Annotated in this window: 14 protein-coding genes; 5 read left to right on the top strand and 9 right to left on the bottom strand. The window is 56.7% G+C overall.

From position 1 onward, the window contains the following. Positions 1-63: 63 nt before the first annotated feature. From H8B15_RS00760 to H8B15_RS00725, 8 genes are all read right to left on the bottom strand, one after another. Entirely contained in the window at positions 64-399 is a 336-nt protein-coding gene (locus H8B15_RS00760; RefSeq protein ID WP_187317744.1) for a phage holin family protein, read from the bottom strand. A gap of 98 nt (positions 400-497) precedes the next feature. Then, entirely contained in the window at positions 498-1,589 is a 1,092-nt protein-coding gene (gene speB, locus H8B15_RS00755) for an agmatinase (RefSeq protein WP_187317743.1), read from the bottom strand. Between the two features lie 110 nt (positions 1,590-1,699). Continuing rightward, positions 1,700-2,323, bottom strand: a complete 624-nt coding sequence (locus tag H8B15_RS00750) for a chemotaxis protein CheC (RefSeq protein WP_187317742.1) — start codon at positions 2,321-2,323, stop codon at positions 1,700-1,702. Positions 2,324-2,402: 79 nt separating this feature from the next. After that, positions 2,403-4,037, bottom strand: coding sequence for a chemotaxis protein CheA (locus H8B15_RS00745; protein ID WP_187317741.1), 1,635 nt, complete (start codon positions 4,035-4,037; stop codon positions 2,403-2,405). Further along, complete coding sequence (locus H8B15_RS00740) at positions 4,034-5,104, bottom strand: chemotaxis protein CheB (protein WP_187317740.1); 1,071 nt, start codon at positions 5,102-5,104, stop codon at positions 4,034-4,036. The genes H8B15_RS00745 and H8B15_RS00740 overlap by 4 nt, the downstream gene beginning before the upstream one ends. A 53-nt stretch (positions 5,105-5,157) precedes the next feature. After that, positions 5,158-5,541, bottom strand: coding sequence for a response regulator (locus tag H8B15_RS00735; protein ID WP_185283316.1), 384 nt, complete (start codon positions 5,539-5,541; stop codon positions 5,158-5,160). 89 nt (positions 5,542-5,630) lie between these two features. After that, the gene (locus H8B15_RS00730; protein ID WP_187317739.1) at positions 5,631-6,143 is read right to left on the bottom strand and encodes a chemotaxis protein CheW; all 513 of its coding nucleotides are present in this window, start codon (positions 6,141-6,143) and stop codon (positions 5,631-5,633) included. A 76-nt stretch (positions 6,144-6,219) separates the two neighbouring features. Beyond that, positions 6,220-10,011 carry a HAMP domain-containing protein gene (locus tag H8B15_RS00725; RefSeq protein WP_246455260.1) on the bottom strand — a complete coding sequence of 1,264 codons (3,792 nt, stop codon included), beginning with the start codon at positions 10,009-10,011 and terminating at the stop codon, positions 6,220-6,222. Positions 10,012-10,356: 345 nt separating this feature from the next. Here H8B15_RS00725 and topA point away from each other — a divergent pair, with 345 nt between their 5' ends. The 4 genes from topA to H8B15_RS00705 all read left to right on the top strand — a co-directional run bounded on the left by topA (position 10,357) and on the right by H8B15_RS00705 (position 18,638). After that, positions 10,357-12,840, top strand: coding sequence for a type I DNA topoisomerase (gene topA / locus H8B15_RS00720; RefSeq protein WP_187317738.1), 2,484 nt, complete (start codon positions 10,357-10,359; stop codon positions 12,838-12,840). A 73-nt stretch (positions 12,841-12,913) separates the two neighbouring features. Next, positions 12,914-13,606: an SIR2 family NAD-dependent protein deacylase gene (locus H8B15_RS00715; protein ID WP_187317737.1), complete on the top strand. Its 693-nt coding sequence runs from the start codon at positions 12,914-12,916 to the stop codon at positions 13,604-13,606. A 59-nt stretch (positions 13,607-13,665) separates the two neighbouring features. Beyond that, on the top strand, positions 13,666-17,391 hold the full coding sequence (locus H8B15_RS00710; protein WP_187317736.1) for a BamA/TamA family outer membrane protein: 3,726 nt from the start codon (positions 13,666-13,668) through the stop codon (positions 17,389-17,391). Positions 17,392-17,654: 263 nt separating this feature from the next. Beyond that, complete coding sequence (locus H8B15_RS00705; RefSeq protein WP_187317735.1) at positions 17,655-18,638, top strand: Ppx/GppA phosphatase family protein; 984 nt, start codon at positions 17,655-17,657, stop codon at positions 18,636-18,638. A 232-nt stretch (positions 18,639-18,870) separates the two neighbouring features. Here H8B15_RS00705 and ppk1 read toward each other — a convergent pair whose 3' ends face one another. Next, entirely contained in the window at positions 18,871-21,213 is a 2,343-nt protein-coding gene (ppk1, locus tag H8B15_RS00700; protein WP_187317734.1) for a polyphosphate kinase 1, read from the bottom strand. 156 nt (positions 21,214-21,369) lie between these two features. On the opposite strand from ppk1, the gene H8B15_RS21145 reads away from it, so the two are divergent. Beyond that, positions 21,370-21,591: a hypothetical protein gene (locus H8B15_RS21145; RefSeq protein WP_187317733.1), complete on the top strand. Its 222-nt coding sequence runs from the start codon at positions 21,370-21,372 to the stop codon at positions 21,589-21,591. Positions 21,592-21,816 lie beyond the last annotated feature (225 nt).

Raw genomic sequence — 21,816 nt, 5'->3', positions numbered from 1 at the left:
GCGCAAAAAAAGCCGGCTGCTCTATTTGAGCAGCCGGCTTTTTCGTTGTTGCTTACTGTGCAGTTAGTCAACTACTTTGTCCACTACCGTCGTTACCAACGAGAGCACAATGCTAAACAGCAGTGCTGCAAAGAATCCGCTGATTTCAAAACCGCTCAGCAAATAGCTGGCTAGCATTACAATCAGGGCATTGATAACCAACAGGAAGAGGCCCAGCGTGATGATTGTAATGGGTAGGCCAATCAGCTGTAGAATTGGTTTCACGAAAGCATTCAGCAAAGCCAATACGATAACCAACCAGATAGCTGAGCCAAATCCGTCGATGTGCGCGCCGGGCAAAAAGGAAGCTAGCAGGTACGTAAGAATGGCTGTCAGGAGGAGTTTGAGGATGAAGCCCATGATTTGGAGAGAGATGAGGGAGAAAGAAAAAGACCAGCTTGCAACCGCAAGCTGGTCTCTTCATACGAAAACGCAGCATTAGCGTTTAGCTATATAGTTTATTCTACCTTGCGCGCTTTCAAACGGCCCTGCGAAACGGCCATCCAGTTGCACAGGTTGTAGAGCAGACGGGCCCCTACAATAGCATTCCATTCGGTGTCGCCGGGGGCTACTTCGTTCAGGTCGAAGCCGATGATTTCGCGGCCCGAGCGCACAATTTGCCGCACCAAGTATACGGCTTCCTCAAACTCCAATCCGCCTGGTACGGGTGTACCAGTACCGGGGCACAGCTTAGGATCCAGTCCATCAATATCAAAACTGATGTATACTTTCTGGGGTAGCTGCGCGATGATCTTACCGCACTGCTTTTTCCACGATTTCTTGGCGTACATTTCATCGCGCAGGAAGCGGTTATGGAACATTACCACGCGCCCACCCGATTGGTCGATGGTTTCGGCTTCCTGCTGGCACAAATCGCGGATGCCTACCTGCACCAGCTTCTTCACCTGCGGCAGTTGCAGAGCATTATGCATGATGGAAGCGTGCGAGTACGTGAAGCCCTCATAGGCGGGGCGTAGGTCGCAATGCGCGTCAATTTGTAGAATACCGAATTCCTGGTGGCGCTCGGCCAGGGCGTGCAGGTAGCCCAACGGCGTGCTATGGTCGCCGCCCAGTACCACCACAGCTTTACCCGCGTCGAGGTAGGCGCCGGTCTTATCTTTCAGCCACGTGAGCAGCTCTTGGCCGCGTTGACTGATGGAACTGGCCGTGTTGGCAAAACGCGTGGCGTCGGCTTCAGGCTCACCAGCTTCCAGCCACCCGATATAGCTAGCGGCCTGCTCGCGGAGGGTGCGGCTTTCCTGGGCCCAGTGCTCATCTACTTCCTCCATGGCCAAACCCAGACGCCACGCGTCTGGAATGTCCGGGTCGTAGAGGTCCACTTGCAAAGAGGCGTCACGGATGGCTTCGGGGGCTTCGGCAGTGCCGGCACGGTAGGAAACCGTGACTTCCCACGGCACGGGCACAATTACCATCTGTGCTTCCTCCACCGTGAAGGGTAGGCCATATACACCGCCCGCCGTGTCGCCAAGGGCATTGGGGTCGAAATTAGCTAACTTTTGTTCCAGCGAAGAAGCAGCGGAATGTTCCATGAAAAAGCGGTAAAAACGAATACAAACAAAGCGCTGGCTATCATCTGGCTGCATATGCTAGTAGGCAACCAAATAATAGCCAGCGCGAAAATACTTCGCAAACGGCGTACTTAGGCCGATGCCTGCCCACCCATAAAGTTATAGGCGCGGATAATTTCCAGCATTTTGGCGAACGTCTCACGGTCAAAGAAAATCATCAGCGGCAGCTCCACGGAGTTGTCTTTGTCCGAAAACTGCGTGATAACGGAGAAGATGAGCGGCTGCACCATAGGCCGGTTGGTCATCAGGCTATTGAGCGAATCGGCAATGTTGCCGCGGGGCGCTACGGGTGGTGCCCCATAGATATTCGATTTTAGAATATTAGCCAGCTGCGTTACCAAAGCCCCCGTGATAATGTTGCTGATTTCCAGCAGCAACGATTCCTGCATCGCATCTATTTTGATGCTGTCGCTCACGTTCATACGCAGGCATACCTTGGAAAGCCGTTGCACATGCTGCCCTGAGAAGAACATGAGCGTGGTCCCGTTGAAGTCACCCTTGATATCCGACTGAATAATGACGTGCGTGCCTTCATACTCGTGCACGCGCCCCAGGATGTTGCTGCCCGGCACCAAGTCCAGGTTGGGCACCTCCAGTAGCACCCGCTCCTGCGCAATCACCGCGAAGGAGTCAGCTGCCCTGGCAAGGCCAATGTTCAGAATCTCGCGGATGATGTCCCGCTCTAGTTCTGTCATGTGCAAATCCATAGAAATGTATCAATTAAGCGAGCTCTCTCAACGGTTGAGATTGTCCGGTGTCTGCAAGTACGTGTTTTTATGGGCGCTTGGCTAAAAAAAGTCGGGTGAGAGCTGGTACATCCAGCACCAGGCAGACCTGGCCGCTTCCCAAAAGGGTCACTCCCCCAAACAAATCAATAGTATCAAGCGGTTTACTCATGGGTTTGATTACGATGCTCTGCTGACGCAGAAACCGGTCGATGATCAGGCCCAGCTTACGGTTGTTGTAGTTGACGATGATGATGTCCTGCCGGCCTTGCAATTCGTGGCGGTTGGCGGGGGGTAGTGGGCCGTCGCTATTGTGTAGCAAGCGGCGCAAGTCTACCACGGGTACGTTTTCGTCCTGCACTTCGGCCAGCAACAGGCCGCCTACCACGTGCAGGTCTTCTGGCTGCAACGACACCACCGAGTCGGTATGCATGAGCGGAATAGCGTAGCTGCGGGCATCCAATTCAAAAAGCAGGGCACCTTTCACCGCGATGGAGGTAGGCAGCACCAGCGTGAACGTGGTGCCCTTACCTAAGGTAGAGCTAACGCGCAACTGCCCGCCGAGCGAATCGATAGCCAGCTTCACCACATCCAGCCCTACTCCCCGACCCGAAATGTCGGTGATTTCTTTCGCCATGGAGAAACCTGGCTCAAACAGAAAGGCCCGCACGGCATCGTCGTCTAATTGCTGCGCGGCTTCAGCGCCAACTAAGCCGCGTTCCACGGCCTTGCGACGCACGCTGTCTACGTTGATACCAGCTCCGTCGTCGGATACCTGAATGAGTACGTTGTCGCGCTCCGTTTGGGCGGCCAGCGTCAACTGTCCTTGCGCTGGCTTGCCGGCTTTCTCGCGCACGTCGGGCGCCTCAATCCCGTGCCCAATGGCGTTGCGCACCAAGTGCAGCAGCGAATCGGTGATGATTTGTAAAATGTTGCGGTCAATCTGAATATCCTGCCCGTCTACCTCCAGCGCAATATCTTTTTTCTCGGCAGCGGCCACGTCGCGCACTACCCGCGGAAACTTGTTGAACAAGGAGCCTACGTTCACCAGGCGCACATCCATGATGCTGTACTGTAGCTCATCAGAAATACGGAACAAATGCGCCGCCGTGGCTTGCAAAGCTGGGCTGTCGCTTTCCTTGCTCAGTGTCAGAATCCGGTCGCGGTCAATAATCAGCTCCCCTACCAGATTCATCAAGTGGTCGAGCTTCTTGATCTGGATATACACCAGATCCGACAGCTCCAATTTGCGGTTGGCGTCGTCGTCATCGGCTTCTGGCTGATCTTCCAAGACGGGCTCCTCGCCATTCACTAACCGGTCGAGGTTCGCCAGCAGCGTGTCGGCCGAAGGGAGCTCATTACTAGCCCCCACTGCCCGAATCATTTCCCCGATGGTGTCTACCCCGGTGAACAGCACCGGCACCACGTTGCCCTCGAAGGTGCGCTCTTTGTCGCGAATGAGACCAAAAATGGTTTCCATCCGGTGCGCTACCTCGCTGATAGCAGGGTAGCCCATGGCCCGGGCATTGGCCTTCAGGTTGTGCATTAAGCGAAACAGCTCATTGAGCGCCGCCGAATCGGCTGGATTCCTCTCTAACTCACTGATATGGCGGCTCATGGCGTCGTAGTACTCGAGCGCCTCCACCATAAATATTTCGCGGTATTCTTCTTCTCTCGATTTCATAGCTGGGTAGCAGGAGAAAAGGAAGAAACCAACCGACGGCCGGGTCGGGCTCGCAACGCAAACTGATTGATATAGCCAGGAATATCTTTTAGCGATAGTTCCTGATCAGCATACCCCGCTTGCAATACCGATTGGGGCATAGCGGCTACAGCAGCCTCGCGCTGCACAATCACCTGCCCGCCGCGCTGCCGGATAGCACGGGCGCCTTGGGTACCATCGTTGCCCAGGCCGCTAAGAATAACCCCCAATGTAGGCCGACCCGTAGTTTGCACAACGGATTGCATCAACAAATCAATAGAGGGCAGATTGTTAGGTGCATGAAGCTCTGCCTCTATAAAGCTGGTTTGCCAGCTAATCCAAGGGGTGCCAGTGGCAGTTTTGATGGTGGTATTGCCGCCACCGGGCATCACTATTATTTTACCGGGCGTCAGGATGGTGCCGGCTTTACCATTCACTACGGGCAGCGACGTAACACGGCGCAGGCGGTCTACCAGTGTCTGGGTGAAAACAGCCGGCAAATGCACTGCCACTAGAATGGCACAGTTGGAAGGAAGTAATTGATGCACTACACTTTCCACAGCTGCCGAACCGCCTGTAGAACCACCTAGCACTACAATACCGCTAGGCAGCGAAGTAGGCCCTGCTTCCGGCAATGCTTGGGCAAAGGTCACAGGCTGAGCAACAACTGATTGTAGCTTCTGCAACAAATACAATCGCCAATCACTAAATGACGGACTTTCCTGCGGTATCCAAGGCCCAAAATAGTCGTGCACGTTCCAGCGGGTAGCCTGCCGGAGGCGGGCGCCACCCAGCGAAAAAGCACTATACAAAATCACGGGCACCGGATGCACCTGTGCCAGCTCAGCCAGTTCCATCATGCCACTTTCATCGGCAATCACCAGATCTACCTGGTACTGCCGAGCCATAGCGGCTATCCTCCCCCGTGCTGGTTGCACCGGCACCACTTGCCAGGCAGGCTCTCTACGCAACAGGCACACCAACTCCTCCCGCACCAGCGGTGGCAGATTGCCAATCAGGACAGAAACAGGGGTGGAGGGATTAGACACGGAATAGGTAATACAAGTGGCGGCACCGCATGCCGCACACAAATAAAACAGGCTTAGGCTTCGCTGGAACCGCTGGTTTGTAAAGCGCTACCCACAATTTCCAGCACTTTCTCCTCCGAGAAAGGTTTGACGATATAAGCTGTAGCTCCGCTTTCTAAGGCTTCGTTTACAATTACCTCTTGCCCCACGGCGCTGCACATCACCACTTTCACGTCTGGTTGATCTTCGCGGATGCCTTTCAGCACGTCGAGGCCCGTGTTGTCGGGTAGAATGACGTCGAGGGTGATGAGGTCGGGCCGGGTCGCAGCAGCCATTTCCAGGGCTTGCTGACCATTTGCGGCTTCGCCTACCACTTCATAGCCCGCGTCGGTGAGCATATTCTTGAGCATCGTGCGCATGTAGAAGGAATCGTCTACAATGAGAATGCGGTTTTTCATACGAAAAAAGTGCAGTAGTCTGAGTTTAGAGAAGAGGGAGCAGGACAGTGGGCCGCCCCGGCTCTTGTACGTAGAGGAACAGGCGAAGATTAGCTTTTTGCAGGTAGCTGCATGATTTCGGCGGGCGTTAGCAGCTTCAGCATATCCAACACCACGATAATACGCCCGTTTACCTTGGCAATGCCCTCGATGTATTTGTCGTGAATGTTGATATCCTGAATAAACTCGGGCGCTTTTTCGATGATGGATGCCGGAATGGACAACGGCTGCGGCACCTCACGCACCACAATCCCGATGGTGTACTCCTTGCCCTCAATAGCCATTGTATAGCTAACGGCAGGCATTTCTGTTCCAGCTGAGCGCAGCTGAAACCGCTCCTCCAGATCGATAATCGTGATGATATCACCCCGCAGGTTGGCAATACCCTTCACGAAATCAGGCGTTTTGGGCATGCGCGCTATTTCCGGCGTCAGCGTCACTTCCTTCACCTGCTCAATCCGAATCCCGTAGTCTTCGTCGCCCAAGCGAAATACAATTAGCTGAATAAGAGGCTCCTGCTTGGTAATTTTCTTGTCGTTGGTGGCGTTGTCAGAGTCTGCCATGCAGCAAATGCTTACGGATGTGGTAGGTAGGCCAGTCTACATGCAGACTGGCCTACTTCCTACCCCAGGAGGTTATTTATTTTGTGCGGGCCTTACGTGTCGGTTTGGCAGAAGTAGACGCTTCCGGCTTGGTGGCCTTGCCATCAGCCGACGGCTTCTCGGCACGAGCTTTCGCGCGGGTTGGTTTTTTTTGACCGTTGCTATTCTCGGTTGACTCGTCGAGTGCAGCAGGGGCCGTACCACGCCGAGCAGCAGGAGCTGCGGGCCTAGCCGGCCGTGGAGCAGCTGCCTGAGGCCGGGGGGGCGGCGTACTGCCATTCGTTGACAACGTAGCAGCAGCTTTTGCTTGTTCACGCCGCCGTAGGCCCAACCGTCGTTGTGGCTCCGGTTCGGGCTCAGGCTCTGGCTCTTCGTCCTCCATCAGCAGGAAGGCAGCTAGGCCGTCTTGCAGGTCGTCAGCAATATCTGTCAGGTTCTGGCTGGAGGTCGTCAACTCCTGCATGGAGGTAGAGAGCTGCTTGGCTGTGCTGGCTACCTGCTGGGTGCCCGAGGCCGTTTGCTCAGCAATGGCTACCACTTCCTCCACGTACTTCACCACATCACCGATAGAGGCTTTCTGCACTTCAGTGGCTGTGAGAATGTCGCGGGAGGTACGCAGGGTTTCGCCGCTGCTGGTGGCAATGTTTTTAAAGGCAGCACTGGCCTCGAAGGTGGCATTTTTACCCTTCATCACGCGGCCTTCCATGGTGGAAATAGCGGCGGCAGCGGTGGTAGTATCCTTCTTCACATCATCTACCAGCGTACTGATTTCGTTGGCCGAGCGGCGGGAGCTTTCCGCCAGCTTGCGAATTTCCTCCGCTACTACGGCAAAGCCACGGCCAGCCTCGCCGGCACGGGCGGCCTCAATGGCAGCATTCAACGCCAGCAGGTTGGTTTGGGCCGCAATGTCGGTGATAACGCCCAGCGACGTGCTAATCTCCTGTGAGCGGGTGCTCAGGACTTCGATCGTGCGCGAGGTTTGGGTAGCGGCGCTGGAAATCTCTTCCATATTTTTCACCACTTCCGCCACTGTTTTCAGGCCCAACTGCGAGGTTTGCTCACCTAGAATAGCGGCCTTGATGCCTACATCAGCTTTACCGGCGGTTTCCTTGGTGGCCTGCATAATCTCTTCGATCAGCTTGAAGGCCTGATCGGTTTTCAGGGCTTGGTTCTGTGCGCCCTCGGCCATTTGCTGCATGGCCAGGGCTACATCCACCGTCACGCGGCTCATTTCCTGGCCTTTCATGGCCATTTCGCCTGACGACTGTCCCACTACCTGCGCTGAGTCGTTGATTTCGCCTAGCAGCTCGTTCAGGTTTTCAACGGCCAGGTTCAAGGCGCTCGACATAGCTTCGATGTCGCCGGCAGTAGGTACTTCCACGTGCTGGGTCAGGTCGCCCTCGGAGATGCCCCGCACTACACGGCTTACTTCCAGCACCGGCGATGCAATGGATTCGAGTAGGTCGTTGAGGGTGTCGACTAGTTCTTTCCAGGAGCCGCTTACGCCGCCTACGGTAGCGCGCTCAGTGAGTTTGCCTTCTACCCCGGCTACCTTGGCTACACGGCTTACCTCCACCGCGAGACGGTTGAGGTCGGCTACCATGCGGTTGATGGTGTCGGCCAGCTCGGCTACTTCGCCTTTAGCGTCCAACTCCAGGCTCTGGGTCAGGTCGCCCTGCGATACGGCCGTTACTACCTTCACCAAGCCGCGTACTTGGGTGGTCAGGTTGGCGGCCATGGTATTTACGTTATCCGTCAGATCTTTCCATACGCCGCTCACGCCGGGTACGCTGGCCTGACCGCCCAGGCGGCCCTCGGTGCCTACCTCTTGCGCCACGCGCGTTACCTCACCAGCAAAGATGTTCAGCGAGTCAACCATGCGGTTGAGGTTTTCCTTGAGTTGGAGCAGCTCGCCTTTCACATCAACGGTTACTTTCTGGCTCAGGTCGCCACGGGCTACAGCGGTGGCCACGTTAGCAATGTCGCGCACCTGACTGGTCAGGTTCGAGGCCATCGTGTTCACGTTGTCCGTCAGCTCTTTCCACGTGCCGGCTACGTTCGGTACTACAGCTTGACCACCCAGGATACCCTCGGTGCCTACCTCGCGTGATACGCGCGTCACCTCGCCCGCAAACACATTCAAGGAGTCCACCATCTGGTCGAGAATATCTTTCAATTCCAGAATCTCGCCCCGCACGTTTACCGTCATTTTCTGGCTTAGGTCGCCCCGTGCTACGGCGGTAGCCACGTTGGCAATGTCGCGTACCTGGCTGGTCAGGTTCGAGGCCATTGTGTTCACGTTGTCGGTCAGCTCTTTCCACGTGCCGCTCACGTTGGGCACTACGGCTTGGCCGCCGAGTTTGCCCTCGGTGCCTACCTCCCGTGATACGCGCGTCACTTCGTCACCAAACGTATTCAAGGAGTCCACCATCTGGTTCAGAATGTCCTTCAGCTCCAGGATTTCTCCTTTTACATCCACGGTCATCTTCTGTGACAAGTCGCCGCGGGCTACCGCGGTAGCCACGTTGGCAATGTCGCGTACCTGGCTGGTCAGGTTCGAGGCCATCGTGTTCACGTTGTCGGTCAGCTCTTTCCACGTGCCGCTCACGTTGGGCACTACGGCTTGCCCGCCGAGCTTGCCCTCGGTGCCTACCTCCCGCGATACGCGCGTCACTTCGTCGCCAAACGTATTCAAGGAGTCCACCATCTGGTTCAGAATGTCCTTCAGCTCCAGAATCTCGCCCTTCACGTTCACCGTCATCTTCTGGCTTAGGTCGCCACGGGCTACGGCGGTGGCCACGTTGGCAATGTCGCGTACCTGGCTGGTCAGGTTGGCGGCCATGTTATTTACGTTGTCCGTCAGGTCTTTCCACACGCCAGCCACGCCGGGCACGCTGGCTTGGCCGCCTAGGCGGCCTTCGGTGCCTACCTCCTGCGCCACGCGCGTTACCTCGCCGGCAAACAGGTTCAGCGAGTCTACCATCTGGTTGAGGTTCTGCTTGAGCTGGAATAGCTCGCCTTTCACATCAACGGTGATTTTCTGGCTCAAGTCGCCTTTGGCTACGGCGGTGGCCACGTTGGCAATGTCGCGTACCTGACTGGTCAGGTTCGAGGCCATCGTGTTCACGTTGTCGGTGAGGTCCTTCCACACACCGCCCACGTTCGGCACGTTGGCTTGACCGCCCAGGCGGCCCTCGGTGCCTACCTCCTGTGCTACGCGGGTTACCTCGCCAGCAAATACGTTGAGGTTGTCGATGGTCTTGTTGATGGTTTCGGCCATCAGCTTGAAGTCACCTGACACCGGAATCTGGAACGTCTCGTCCAGATTGCCTTTCGAGATATTCTTCAGCACCTTGCCTACTTCCAACACCGGCACGGCAATGCTGTCTACCAGGCCATTGATGTTGTTGATCATATCGCGCCAGAAGCCGGAGGCATTCTCGGCCGAGGCGCGGGCCTTCAGGTTGCCTTCTACTCCCGCTACTTTGGAAATGCGCGACACCTCGCCCCCTACCCCGCTAATCATCTCCACCATGGAGTTGTAGGCCTCGGCAATATCGGCAAAGATGTCGTTGTTCTGCTTGGTTAGCCGCACCGATATGTCGCCTTTTTTAAAGGCGTCGAGGGCGTAGAGCACACGGTTGAGCTGGTCGTCGATATAAGCAGCTTCCTGGGCGCTGGTGGCTTGTCGTTGCAAGCCGCGGGTCTGGCCTACGCGTCGGGCCAGACCCGCGGCCTTCTTTTCATCAACGGGCTTCACCGCCTGATCGGACTCCGGTGCGGAAGGAGCAGGGTTGGTCGTCGGTTGGATATTCTTACCTGATGCCATATAATACGAGATGGACGGGCTGAGAGCAGTTCGATAAATCCTATCAGTTTGCGTGAGCACGACGGTTTTACCTGACTGGCAAAGGTAGTAAATACGTCGTTGGGGCGCGCAGGCTTTTTTTCGGGAACGGCTTTTGTCAAAATGAGCAACAGCTGAACTACTTACACCCCCGCAACTGTATTTATCAATGATACGCCGACCTTATGCAGACGACGGGTAGCACAGTACATGACGCGGCACACCGGATTATTCCAGCATCTTTGCCCCTAAATCAACTTTTACTGCGCCCACCCGTTTTCTTAGTTGATCCCCACCTCCAGTACCCCACCTCCGGGCTTTCTTCCTATGATTAAAAATCTAGTTATTGTTGAGTCTCCTGCCAAGGCAAAGACGATTGAAGGATACTTAGGCAAAGATTTCATTGTGAAATCTAGCTTTGGACATGTCCGCGACTTGCCGAAGGACAACAACGCTATTGATATTGCCAATGGCTTCAAGCCTACCTATGTAGTTTCGCCAGATAAACGCGAGTTGATTTCGGAGCTGAAAAAACTATCGAAAGAAGCTGAAACGGTGTGGTTGGCCAGTGACGACGACCGCGAAGGCGAAGCTATTTCGTGGCACTTGGCCGAAACGCTGAACCTGACCAACGCGAAAACCCGCCGCATCGTATTTCGCGAGATTACGAAGAACGCGATTCTCAACGCCATCGATTCGCCCCGCGAAATCGACCTGAACCTGGTGAATGCCCAGCAGGCCCGTCGCGTGCTCGACCGTTTGGTAGGCTTTGAGCTGAGCCCGGTGCTGTGGAAGAAAATTAAAGCAGGTTTGTCGGCTGGGCGGGTGCAATCCGTGGCGGTACGCCTGGTAGTAGAGCGCGAGCGGGAGATTCAGCAGTTTAGCGTGTCGTCGGCTTACCGTGTAGTAGCTCGCTTTGATGCTGGACAGGGTGCCGTGTTGGAAGCCGAACTGCCTACCCGCTTCAAAACCCGTGAGGAGGCCGATGCCTTTCTGGCGCGTTGCGCAGGCGCAGTTTATACCATTGAGAATCTAGAAAAAAAGCCCGGCAAACGCTCGCCGGCGCCGCCTTTCACTACCTCTACCCTGCAGCAGGAAGCCTCGCGTAAGCTGGGCTTCTCGGTGGCGCAGACCATGAGCGTGGCTCAGAAGCTGTACGAAGCCGGTAAAATCAGCTACATGCGCACGGACTCCGTGAACCTGTCGGCGGAGGCACTAGCTGGGGCACAGGCTGAAATCACGCGGGCCTACGGCGCAGAGTACGCGTTCCAACGGCATTTCAAAACCAAATCGGCCTCTGCGCAGGAAGCGCACGAAGCCATTCGTCCTACCGATTTCTCGTTGGCCAAAGCAGGCGGCGAATCAGCCGAGCAGCGGCTGTACGACCTAATCCGGAAGCGCGCTATGGCTTCGCAAATGGCCGACGCGCAGATTGAGCGCACAGTCGCTACCATTGGCATCAGCACCCAGCCGGGCGTGACGCTCACAGCCACAGGTGAGGTAATTACATTTGAGGGTTTTCTGAAAGCCTACGCCGAAAGCAAGGATGAAGGCGACGAAGATGCTGATGCAGAATCTTCGTTTTCGCGCGGCCTGCCTCCCCTGACAGTAGGCCAGCGCCTACCCTTGCAGTTGTTGCGGGCCAACGAGCGGTTTTCGCAGCCACCGGCGCGCTACACAGAGGCTTCGCTGGTGAAAAAGCTGGAAGAAATGGGCATTGGCCGCCCTTCTACCTACGCTCCTACCATCTCTACCATTCAGAAGCGCGGCTACGCCGAAAAAGACTCCCGCGAGGGCAAGGAGCGCAAGTTCCACGTGCTGACGCTGGACGGCGACGCAGTGAAAACAGAGGTAAAAACCGAAACCTACGGCGCCGATAAAGCCAAACTGTTCCCAACGGATACGGCGATGATTGTCAATGACTTCCTGGTAGACCACTTCCCAGTGATTGTGGACTATCAGTTCACGGCCAAGGTAGAAGACGAGTTCGACCAGATTGCCAACGGCCTGGAGCAGTGGGAGAAGATGATCGGCGACTTTTACGGCACCTTCCACGAAACCGTGGAGCGAGGGCAGGACATTGAGCGCAGCTCCCTGGGCTCCACCCGCGAGCTGGGCACCCATCCCGAAACCGGACAGAAGATTACGGCACGTCTGGGTCGTTTTGGCCCTTACGTGCAGATTGAGCCCCTAGAGGGCGCGCCCGAGGACGAAAAGCCGGTGTATGCCAGTTTGCGCAAAGGCCAGTTCATTGAGAACTTGACGATTGACGAGGCGCTGGAGCTGTTTAAGCTGCCGCGCATTGTGGGGCAGTACGAAGACAAGGACATGACTGCCGCTGTAGGCCGCTTCGGTCCGTATATCCGTCACAACAGCAAGTTCTACTCGCTGGGCAAAACGCAGGACCCACTGTCCATCAGCGCCGATGAGGCCATTGCGCTGATTGAAGCCAAGCGTAAAGCCGACGCGGAACGTCTGATTAAGGAATTCCCCGAAAACCCAGAGGTGCAGGTGCTCAATGGTCGGTTTGGGCCATACATTGTGGTAGGTAAGAAGAACGTGAAGATTCCGAAAGGAGAAGAACCCGCCGACCTCTCGCTGGAACGCTGCTTGGAGCTAGCCGCCGCCACCCCCGACAAGCCCGCCAAGGGCGGACGCTTCGGTAAGAAAGCCGCCCCGCCCGCTGACACTATCGAAACCGCCGACAAGCCGGCAAAGAAGGCGGCTGCGGCCAAAAAGCCTGCGGCTAAAAAAGCAGCCTCAAAGAAAACAGCTAGCGCTGCAAAAAAACCGACTGCTAAGGCTAAATAAGCTGCTCCTTTCTCCGTATACAAAAGGCCCCAAATGATTGGGGCCTTTTCGGTTTCAATGGGTTAATTATTCGATGAAAAAGAAAATTGTAGCCTTAACGGGCGCCGGAATTTCGGCCGAAAGCGGTCTGGCTACCTTCCGTGGGTCTGATGGGTTGTGGGAAGGGCACCGCGTGGAGGACGTAGCCACGCCCGAGGGCTTTGCTAAAGACCCTACCTTGGTGCTAGAGTTTTATAACCAGCGCCGCCGCGCCGCCCGCGAAGCTCAGCCCAATGCCGGCCATCTTGCGTTGGCCGAGTTGGAAAAGGACTTTGACGTGGTAGTGGTGACCCAGAATGTAGATAACCTGCACGAGCGGGCCGGGAGCAGCCACATCATCCACTTGCACGGGCAGCTATTTGAATCGCGCAGCACGCGCCACGAGGAACTGGTGTACCCCATGACGGGCGACCGGATTGAGCTGGGCGACCTGTGCGAACGGGGCCACCAACTGCGGCCAAACATTGTGTGGTTTGGAGAAGCTGTGCCGCTAATGGAGCAAGCCGCCGCCGAAGCGGCCATGGCCGACGCCTTTCTGGTGGTAGGCACCTCGCTGCAAGTGTACCCAGCGGCAGGCCTGGTCGATTACGCACCGCGCCACTGCCCGGTATACGTCATCGACCCGCACCAACCGCCCCTCACCAGCCGCCGCCACGTGCATTTTATTACAGAACCGGCTAGTACGGGTATGGTGAAGGTAGCCGCTGAATTGCGGGCCATGCTCTAATGAATTTCTAATCTACTTTTCAGTTGGTTTTTCGTAAGAATGGTTTCACCCTCCGTTCTATGCGAAAACTACTATCCTCCCTGTTGGCAGTTGTTTTACTGTCAACCAATCTTCTACATGCCCAATCTTCAGCTCTCCCTACTCATACGGTTTATCTGTTAGGCAACACGGCCACAGCTAAACTACCTACCAGTCACCTCCAGACGCTACGCCGCACGCTGGAGCAAACGCCGGGCACGTTTACGGTGGTGCATTTAGGTGACGTGGTGAGCAATAATGGCCTTGGTAGCAAGAAAGACTCGATGCGGGCCGGCGAGACCGAACGCGTCGACGCCCTGATTGGCCTGGTGAAAGATCTGCCGAAAGGCCGTATCTACTTCGTGCCCGGCGACAAAGACTGGGACAACTCCGGCCGCGACGGTTTGAAACGGGTGCGCCGGCTGGAAAAGTATATCGAGAAGCAATTGGGCGGTCAGGATGCCTTCCTACCCAGCAACGGCTGCCCCGGCCCCGACATCATCGACGTGGCACCCAACGTGCGCCTAGTAGCCATCAACTCGCCCTGGTGGACGCACCCCTACCACAAACCCGAAGCCCCCGATACAGACTGTAAGACCTTGACTCAGGATGAATTCCGAGAGGAGTTGCAGGACGCGCTGGAAGAAACCGACGGCCGTAATGTGCTGCTACTGGGGCACCAGCCGGTGATTAGCAACGGCATCTACGGCGGGCACATGCCCCTGAGCCGCCATTTACTACCCCCCGTGTTCGGCACGCTCTACGCTGCCTACCGCCAAAATGTAGGCGCCCCGCGCGACATGGCCAATCCGGCGTATAAGGAGTTCACCAAGCAAATGCTGGCTACGCTCCAGGAAAACCCCGGTGTGATTTATGCCGCCTCGCACGACTACAGCTTGCAGCTTAATCAGTTCCAAGGCAGCTACCACCTGATTTCGGGTAGCTTCGCAGAGAACAAGCACGTGGGCGTCAACGGTAAGTCCTTATTCAATAAGTCGGAAGAGGGCTTCTCGAAGCTGGAGTATTTCGCCGATGGCACGGTGAAAGCGTATTTCTACACGTTTGATGCGGCTGGCACTGCTGCCAAAGAGGCCTATGCTAATACCGTGTTTCAGTCGGCGTGCCAGGAGCCGCGCCTACCCAACGTGCCCGTGAATGCCTACATTCCGGAGTGCCCATCGGCCCCCAAGGGGGTAGCCGCACCCAAGCCCGATGCCCCTACCCAAGCCACCGTGACGGTAGCACCTGGCCCGCAGTACGCGGCTGGCGCGTGGCGACGCTTCTGGATGGGGCCTCTCTACCGCACCTCCTGGACCCAGCCGGTGAAGGTGAAAACACTGGATTTAGCTACCGAAAAAGGCGGTTTGCGGCCTTTTGGGCGTGGGGGCGGACGCCAGACCACGTCGCTTAAACTCATTGCCGCCGACTCGTCGGAGTACGTGTTTCGGTCGGTGGATAAGGACGTGACGCGCATTCTCCCACCGGAGCTGCGCAACTCTGTGGCCGCTGATGTGCTGCGCGACATCACGCCCACAGCCCACCCCTACTCGGCGCTGGTCATCAGCTCGATGCTGGACAAGACGGACATCTTGCACGCCCGGCCGCGCCTGTTCATCCTCCCCGACAACCAGCAGCTCGGTCCCTACCGCGAGGATTACGCCGGCCTGCTGGGTACGCTGGAAGACCGCCCCAAAGACCCCAAACCCAACCTACCCGGCTTCGGCAACTCCGATAATGTGCGGCGCTCGGGCAGCTTCTTCCGCCAACTCTACAAAGACAACGACAACCGCATCGACGCCTACCAACTGGGCAAAGCGCGCGCCTTTGATATGCTGGTGGCCGACTTCGGCAAGCACCAGGACAACTGGAAGTGGGCCGGCTACGACAAGGGCAAAAAGACCATTTACGAGCCCATTCCGCGCGACCGGGACCAAGCCTTCACTAAGTGGAACGGCGTGCTCACCTACCTCGCCAACCGCCAGTGGGCCGTACCCAGCATCGAGGATTTTCAGGCGGAGTTTCATGATCTGAAAAGCCTGAACTGGCCCGCTCGCCACCTCGACCGGTTCTTGTTGCAGTCACTCAGTAGGCAGGACTGGCAGCAGATTGGGCAGTATATGCAGCAAACCATGACGCCTGCCGTCATCGACGAGGCCACTGCCACCCTCCCCCCCGAGCTGAAGGATATTTCGACCAATGAGCTGAACCGCAAGCTGAAAGCCCGCGTGCAGGAATTGCCCAAAGCCCTGGACGAGTACTACCTGCTGCTGGCTAAGCGCGTGGACGTGGTAGGCTCCAACAAAGCCGAGGTGTTTTTGGCCGACCGCCTACCCGACGGCACCCTACGCGTGCGCATGTACGATAAGGACACCGACAAACCCGACCAACTCGGTGAACTGCTATTTGACCGCACTTTCTCCCCCCGCGAAACCGACGAGGTAAGCCTCTACGGCCTCGATGGCAAAGACGTTTTCCGGGTGACGGGCGAGGTGCGCAAGAGTGTTCTGCTGCGCATTATTGGCGGGGAAGGTAAAGACCAGATCGTGGACAACTCCCATGTGGCGGGCCTGCGTGCGCTCACTAAAGTGTACGATGTGCCCGATACCGATCTGCAACTAGGCAGGGAGAGCGACAACCGCACCTCTACCCGCCCCGGCGTGAACCGCTACGACCGGGAGGACTTTGAGTACGACTCCTACCGCCCCAGTGCCACGCTGGGCTACAACCGCAACGACGGTTTTATCATCGGGGCGGGCATCAACTTTATGCAACAGGGTTTTCGTAAGCCCGGTTTCAAGAATATGTATACGTTGGATGTGCGTGGCTCCAGCAATGGCAACTTCCAGGTGGGGCTGGGCACGCGCTACCGCCATGCTATTGGCAACTGGGATATTGGCGCCCGCACTGAGTACGGCAACTACTTTCCCTACTACAACTTCTTCGGGCTGGGCAACAACTCAGTGAAGGATGAAGGCCTGTACGACGCGAAGTATTATAAGGCGCGCTACAAAGGCTTCACCCTCAATGGCTTTCTGGAGCGCACCTTCTTCAACAACAAGAGCACGTTCCGCATTGGCCCTACCTACGAACAGTACACTAGCAGCTTCGCTGGCAATAGCTATTTAGGCGACTTGCTCCGCAACCCGCCCACCGATGCGCTGGTACCGAACACCGACTTTCAGCGCCTGCTCGGGCTGAATGCCTTGTTTGATCTGGATTTGCGCGACCGGCAGACGTTTGCCCAGCGCGGCGTACGCCTGCTGGTGCAGCACGACAGCTACCATCAGCTCAACCGCGCCAAGGGTAACTTCGGCCTCACCCAAGGTTTTGCCGAGTATTACGGCACGGCCCGCATCGGCATCCCCGTCACGCTGGTAGTGAAAGGCGGCGGCGCCAAAAACTACGGCGACCGGGACGAAATTCCCTTCTACAAATACACCAGCCTGGGCCTGGCCGAAAACCTGCGCGGCTATTACCGCAACCGCTTCACCGGCGACGCCAGTCTGTACCTGAACACGGAATTGCGCCTGGCGCTGGGCCACGTCCAAACGTCGTTCCTACCCTTCTCCTACGGCATCTTCGGGTTCTACGACCAGGGCCGGGTATACTACCGCGGCAGCTCGCCCGATGGCTGGCACCGCGGCACCGGCGCGGGCTTCTACATCGCGCCCGTTACCGATCAGCTGGCATTGTCCATCTCGTTTCAGCATTCCAAGGAGCAGAACGTGCTGTTCCGGTTTGGGGTAGGCTTTCGTATTGATAAGTAGCGCGTGTGAGCATACCGTCCTGCTGAGCGGAGCCGAAGCATCTGGCGTGCCTTACTAGGCCGTCATTTCGACCAGCGGGAGAAATCTCGCGTGCTGATGGTAGATAGTAATCCAACATCAGCACGCGAGATTTCTCCCGCTGGTCGAAATGACAATCACTTCCCAACTCACAGCCAACAGCGCCAACGACGAGACACAAAATATTGTGTCTCTACTTCGTCCGGCTATATTTGAGCACTTTTCTCTCACGTTTCCCCTTCCTTATGGAATATCCGCTGCTGAAACTGGCCGCTATTGATATTGGCTCCAACGCCGTCCGTTGCCAGATTTCGGCAGTTTTGCTCTACGAAGGCCAGTTTCGGCTGAAGCGCGTGGAGTATGTGCGCTACCCCATGCGCTTGGGGGAGGACGTATTTGCCACCGGCCAGATTTCGGCGCCCAAGGAGGAGAAGTTCGTGAAGTTTCTGCACTCGTTGAAGCTGCTGATGGAGGTGCACGACGTCAACCACCACCTTATTTGCGCCACCTCAGCCATGCGTACTGCCACCAACGCCCCCGGCATTGTGGAGCGGGTGCGTCAGGAGCTGGGGCTCGAAATACAGGTGATTGACGGTCAGGCCGAAGCCGCCTACATCAACCGTGTAATGGAGCACCTGCTGGAGGACAAAAAGCACTACCTGCACATTGATGTAGGTGGCGGCAGCACCGAGTTCAACATCTACCACGACCGCCACAAGGTAGCTTCGCAGTCCTTTGAAGTAGGCTCGATCCGGCGCATGCAGCAGGCCGAGCAAGGCGCCGATGGTACCGCTTTGGAAAGCACTTGGGACCGGATGGAAGCCTGGGTACGCGAGAATGCACGGCGCTACCACGTAACGCGGGCTATTGGCACGGGCGGCAACATTGGCAAGATCTACAACATGAGCAAGCCCGCGCCTGGCACGCCCATCACTCGCAAAACTATTGCCGCTACCCTGCGCGGCCTCGAAGCCATGACCATGGACCAACGCGTGAACGTGGCCATGCTCAATCCCGACCGCGCCGACGTTATCCTACCCGCCGGCAACATCTACCTCTCGGCCATGGAATGGGCCAATATCAAGACCATGCAGGTACCTGACATTGGCCTAAAAGACGGCATGATGCAGACGCTCTTTGAGGACCACTTCGAGGAAATCCGCCCCGCCGCCAACCATTCCGGCCGCATGCCCTTCCCCAACTTACAGAACAATCCGACGACGGAGTAAGTGGTGAGATGGTGAGTGGTGAGATGGTGAGTGGTGAGATGGTGAGTGGTGAGATGGTGAGTTTATGAATGCAAAAGCGTCTGTCATCTTGAGCTTGCGAAGGGCCTTATCCCGTTTGAACGATAGGCGTAGCAACGACTCGTTCTGCGGGCATAAGGTCCTTCGCAAGCTCAAGATGACAGACGCTTTTGCATTCACAAACTCACCATCTCACCACTCACCATCTCACCACCTAGTCCTTACTTGGCCCCAGGTGGTGGTTGGGCGTTTCCAGCATTTCTTCCGATTCCTCAGCATCACACTCTTCTTCGCCCAGGGCGGCTACGGCCAAGGGGTCGAGTAGCTCGTCGGCGGGTACCTCAGGGGCTGTGCCAGCCACAGCAGCTTGTTGAGCGGCAGCCACAGCTTGCTCCGTGCGGCGACGCTGGTGGTCCAGTAGCTCCAGCAGGCCTTCGGGCGTGGCGTTGGCGAGCAACTCTACGTCGGGTTGGTAGAAGGCGCGGTGAATGTCGATGGCTGCTTCGTCTGGGCCGGGTTTGAGGCGGATGTAGGCCCCGTCCTCGCGCATGAGGTAGGAGTTCTGGTTGTCCAACAGGTTCATCATCAAAATGCTGATGGCCTCGCGCTTGAGCTGCGGATTCACAATCAGGAACAGTGCCTCAATACGCCGATCGAAGGAGCGGACCATAATATCGGCCGAGCCAGCATACACTTTGGGTTGCCCGGCCTGGTGGAAGTAGAACAGGCGCGAGTGCTCCAGGTAGTCACCCACAATGCTGCGCACCTCAATGTTCTCGCTCAGCCCTACCCTACCCGGCCGCAGGCAGCAGATGCCACGCACGATGAAGCGAATGGGCACGCCGGCCTTGCTGGCCTTATAGAATTCATCTATTATCTCCTTGTCTTCCAAGGAGTTCATTTTCATGACAATGCCGCTGGGTAGGCCCTTCTTGGCGTTCTTCACCTCTTCCCGAATCAGGTGGATGAGCTGCTGGCGCATGTCTTTAGGCGCCGTGATGAGGTACTCGTAGTCGTCGGGCTGGGAGTGGCCGGTGATGACGTTGAAGAATTCCGACACGTCGTGGCCGTACACGTCGTTGGTAGTCAGCATGCTCACGTCGGTGTACAGGCGCGAGGTTTGCTCGTTGTAGTTGCCTGAGCCGATGTGCACGTAGCGCGTTACCTTTTCGCCCTCTTTGCGGATGATTTGCAGCATCTTGGTGTGGGTCTTGTACTTCCCTACCCCATAAATCACGAAGCAACCGGCCTTTTCCAGCTTGGCGCCCTCGCGGATGTTGCGCTCCTCATCGAAGCGCGCCTTCACCTCAAACAGCACCGACACGTGCTTGCCGTTCTCGGCCGCCTTCAGCAGGGCTGCCGACACCCGCGAATCCTCGGCCAGGCGGTAGATGGTTTGCTTGATACCCAGCACGTAGGGGTCCTCGGCCGCCTGCTCCAGCAGCCGCACCATCGGCTCGATGCTGTTGTAGGGGTGGTGCAGCAGCACGTCGTAGTGCTTAAGGTACTCAAACAGGTTTTCCTCGGCGCCTTCGGGTAGGCTGAGTGGGGGCACCGCCGCCGGCATGCGGGCCGCCTTGCCACGGAAGTTGGGGTGCTTCAGAATCTGAAACAGGCCCTTCATATCCATCATCGAATTGATAACGAACACGTTGCCGTTGTCAATCTTCCAGCGCTCCTTCAGCACGTTCAGGAGCACCGGCGAGGCGTTCTGCTCAATTTCCAGGCGCACCACCCTACCCTTCTTGCGCGTCTTCAGGCCCGACTGAATTTCTTTGATGAAGTCCACGTCGATGTCGTCTGACTCTTCCAGGGTAAAGTCGCCATTGCGGGTGATGCGGAACAGGCTGGCTGCCAGAATATCTACGTTGCGAAACAGTTTGGGCAGGTTGGCCCGCACAATCTCCTCGATGGGTACAAACAGCACCTTATCCTTGCGCGACAGCTCGAAGAAGCGCGCCAGGTTCTGCGGAATCTGCACGAAAGTGAGGCGCTCCTGGCCTTTTTCCAGGTCGCCGTCGCCCAGACTGCCGCTGCCCGCCCGCGTCACTACTCCGAAGATGAGCATCTGGTTCATCATCATCGGGAAGCCGTGGTAGGAGTCGTACACCATGGGCGTGAGCAGCGGAAACACCGTGTTTTTGAAGTAGCCCTCGGCCTTCTTCAACTCGGTTTCCGTCAGGTCCTCCATTTTCAGAATGCTGAACCCATTTTTGTCGAACAGGGGCTTCAGCTCATTCAAGAAAGTGAGCGACTGGTCGTTCACGAAGCGGTGGGCAAAGTCCAACAGCTTGCGCCGAAACGGTAGCTCGCGCAGACCCGAGTAGTCGATGCGCTCCTTGCCGTAATCAAGGTAGTTATACAGCGACCCTACCCGGATCATGAAGAATTCGTCGAGGTTGCTGGACGTGATAGCCAGGAATTTCAGGCGGTCGAAGAGCGTGCGTGACGTATCCTTAGCTTGATCGAGCACGCGGTAATTGAAGCGCAGCCAGCTCAGGTCGCGGCTAATGTACTTGCTTTTGCGGATGAGGTCGGAAGATTTGAAGAGTTTCATAGGAACACGGATGGGCGCGGAATGTGGCGGATTGCACGGATTTCGTGAACGATATCCGCTGCGCGGCCTGCGGTTTGGCAAGTTAGCGGCTTCTACTCGTTCCGCTAGAACTAGAAACGAAAAGAAAATATCCCTGTTGCGCCAAAACGACACGGTTTGACGCCTTGGTGCCGCACTTTTACGCCAACCAACCGCTACGCCGACGCAGCCCTACCCCACCATTACCGCCAAAACCCTGTTACACGACTGGGAAATCCTGGCCCGCCCTACCCCTACCCCTACCCCTACCCCTACCCCTACCCCTACCCCTACCCCCGCCTACTAAGCCGCCCGCGCCGTCATGCACACCGTGCTACACGCACTCTTATCTTACATTGACTTAGATGACAATATAAGTATAGCCTCCTGAGGATCTACGCTACCTACTGCACTGTGTTAGTGGGTTTCTGGGCGGAACGGCTGCGGCCACTAGCCCCCGCCGTACCAAGGAAGCCGCGCATCCTGCCAAAGAAAAACGCCGCCCAAAATTGGGCGGCGTTTTCATAAGGAATAAGGTAGAATCGTCTACAAAATCCGTGTAATCCGCTACAATCCGAGCGAATC

The sequence above is a fragment of the Hymenobacter citatus genome (assembly GCF_014333615.1).
GTDB classification, from domain to species: domain Bacteria; phylum Bacteroidota; class Bacteroidia; order Cytophagales; family Hymenobacteraceae; genus Hymenobacter; species Hymenobacter citatus.
Note: the sequence above shows the minus strand (reverse complement) of the source record. Positions and strands in the feature narration are given on the sequence as shown.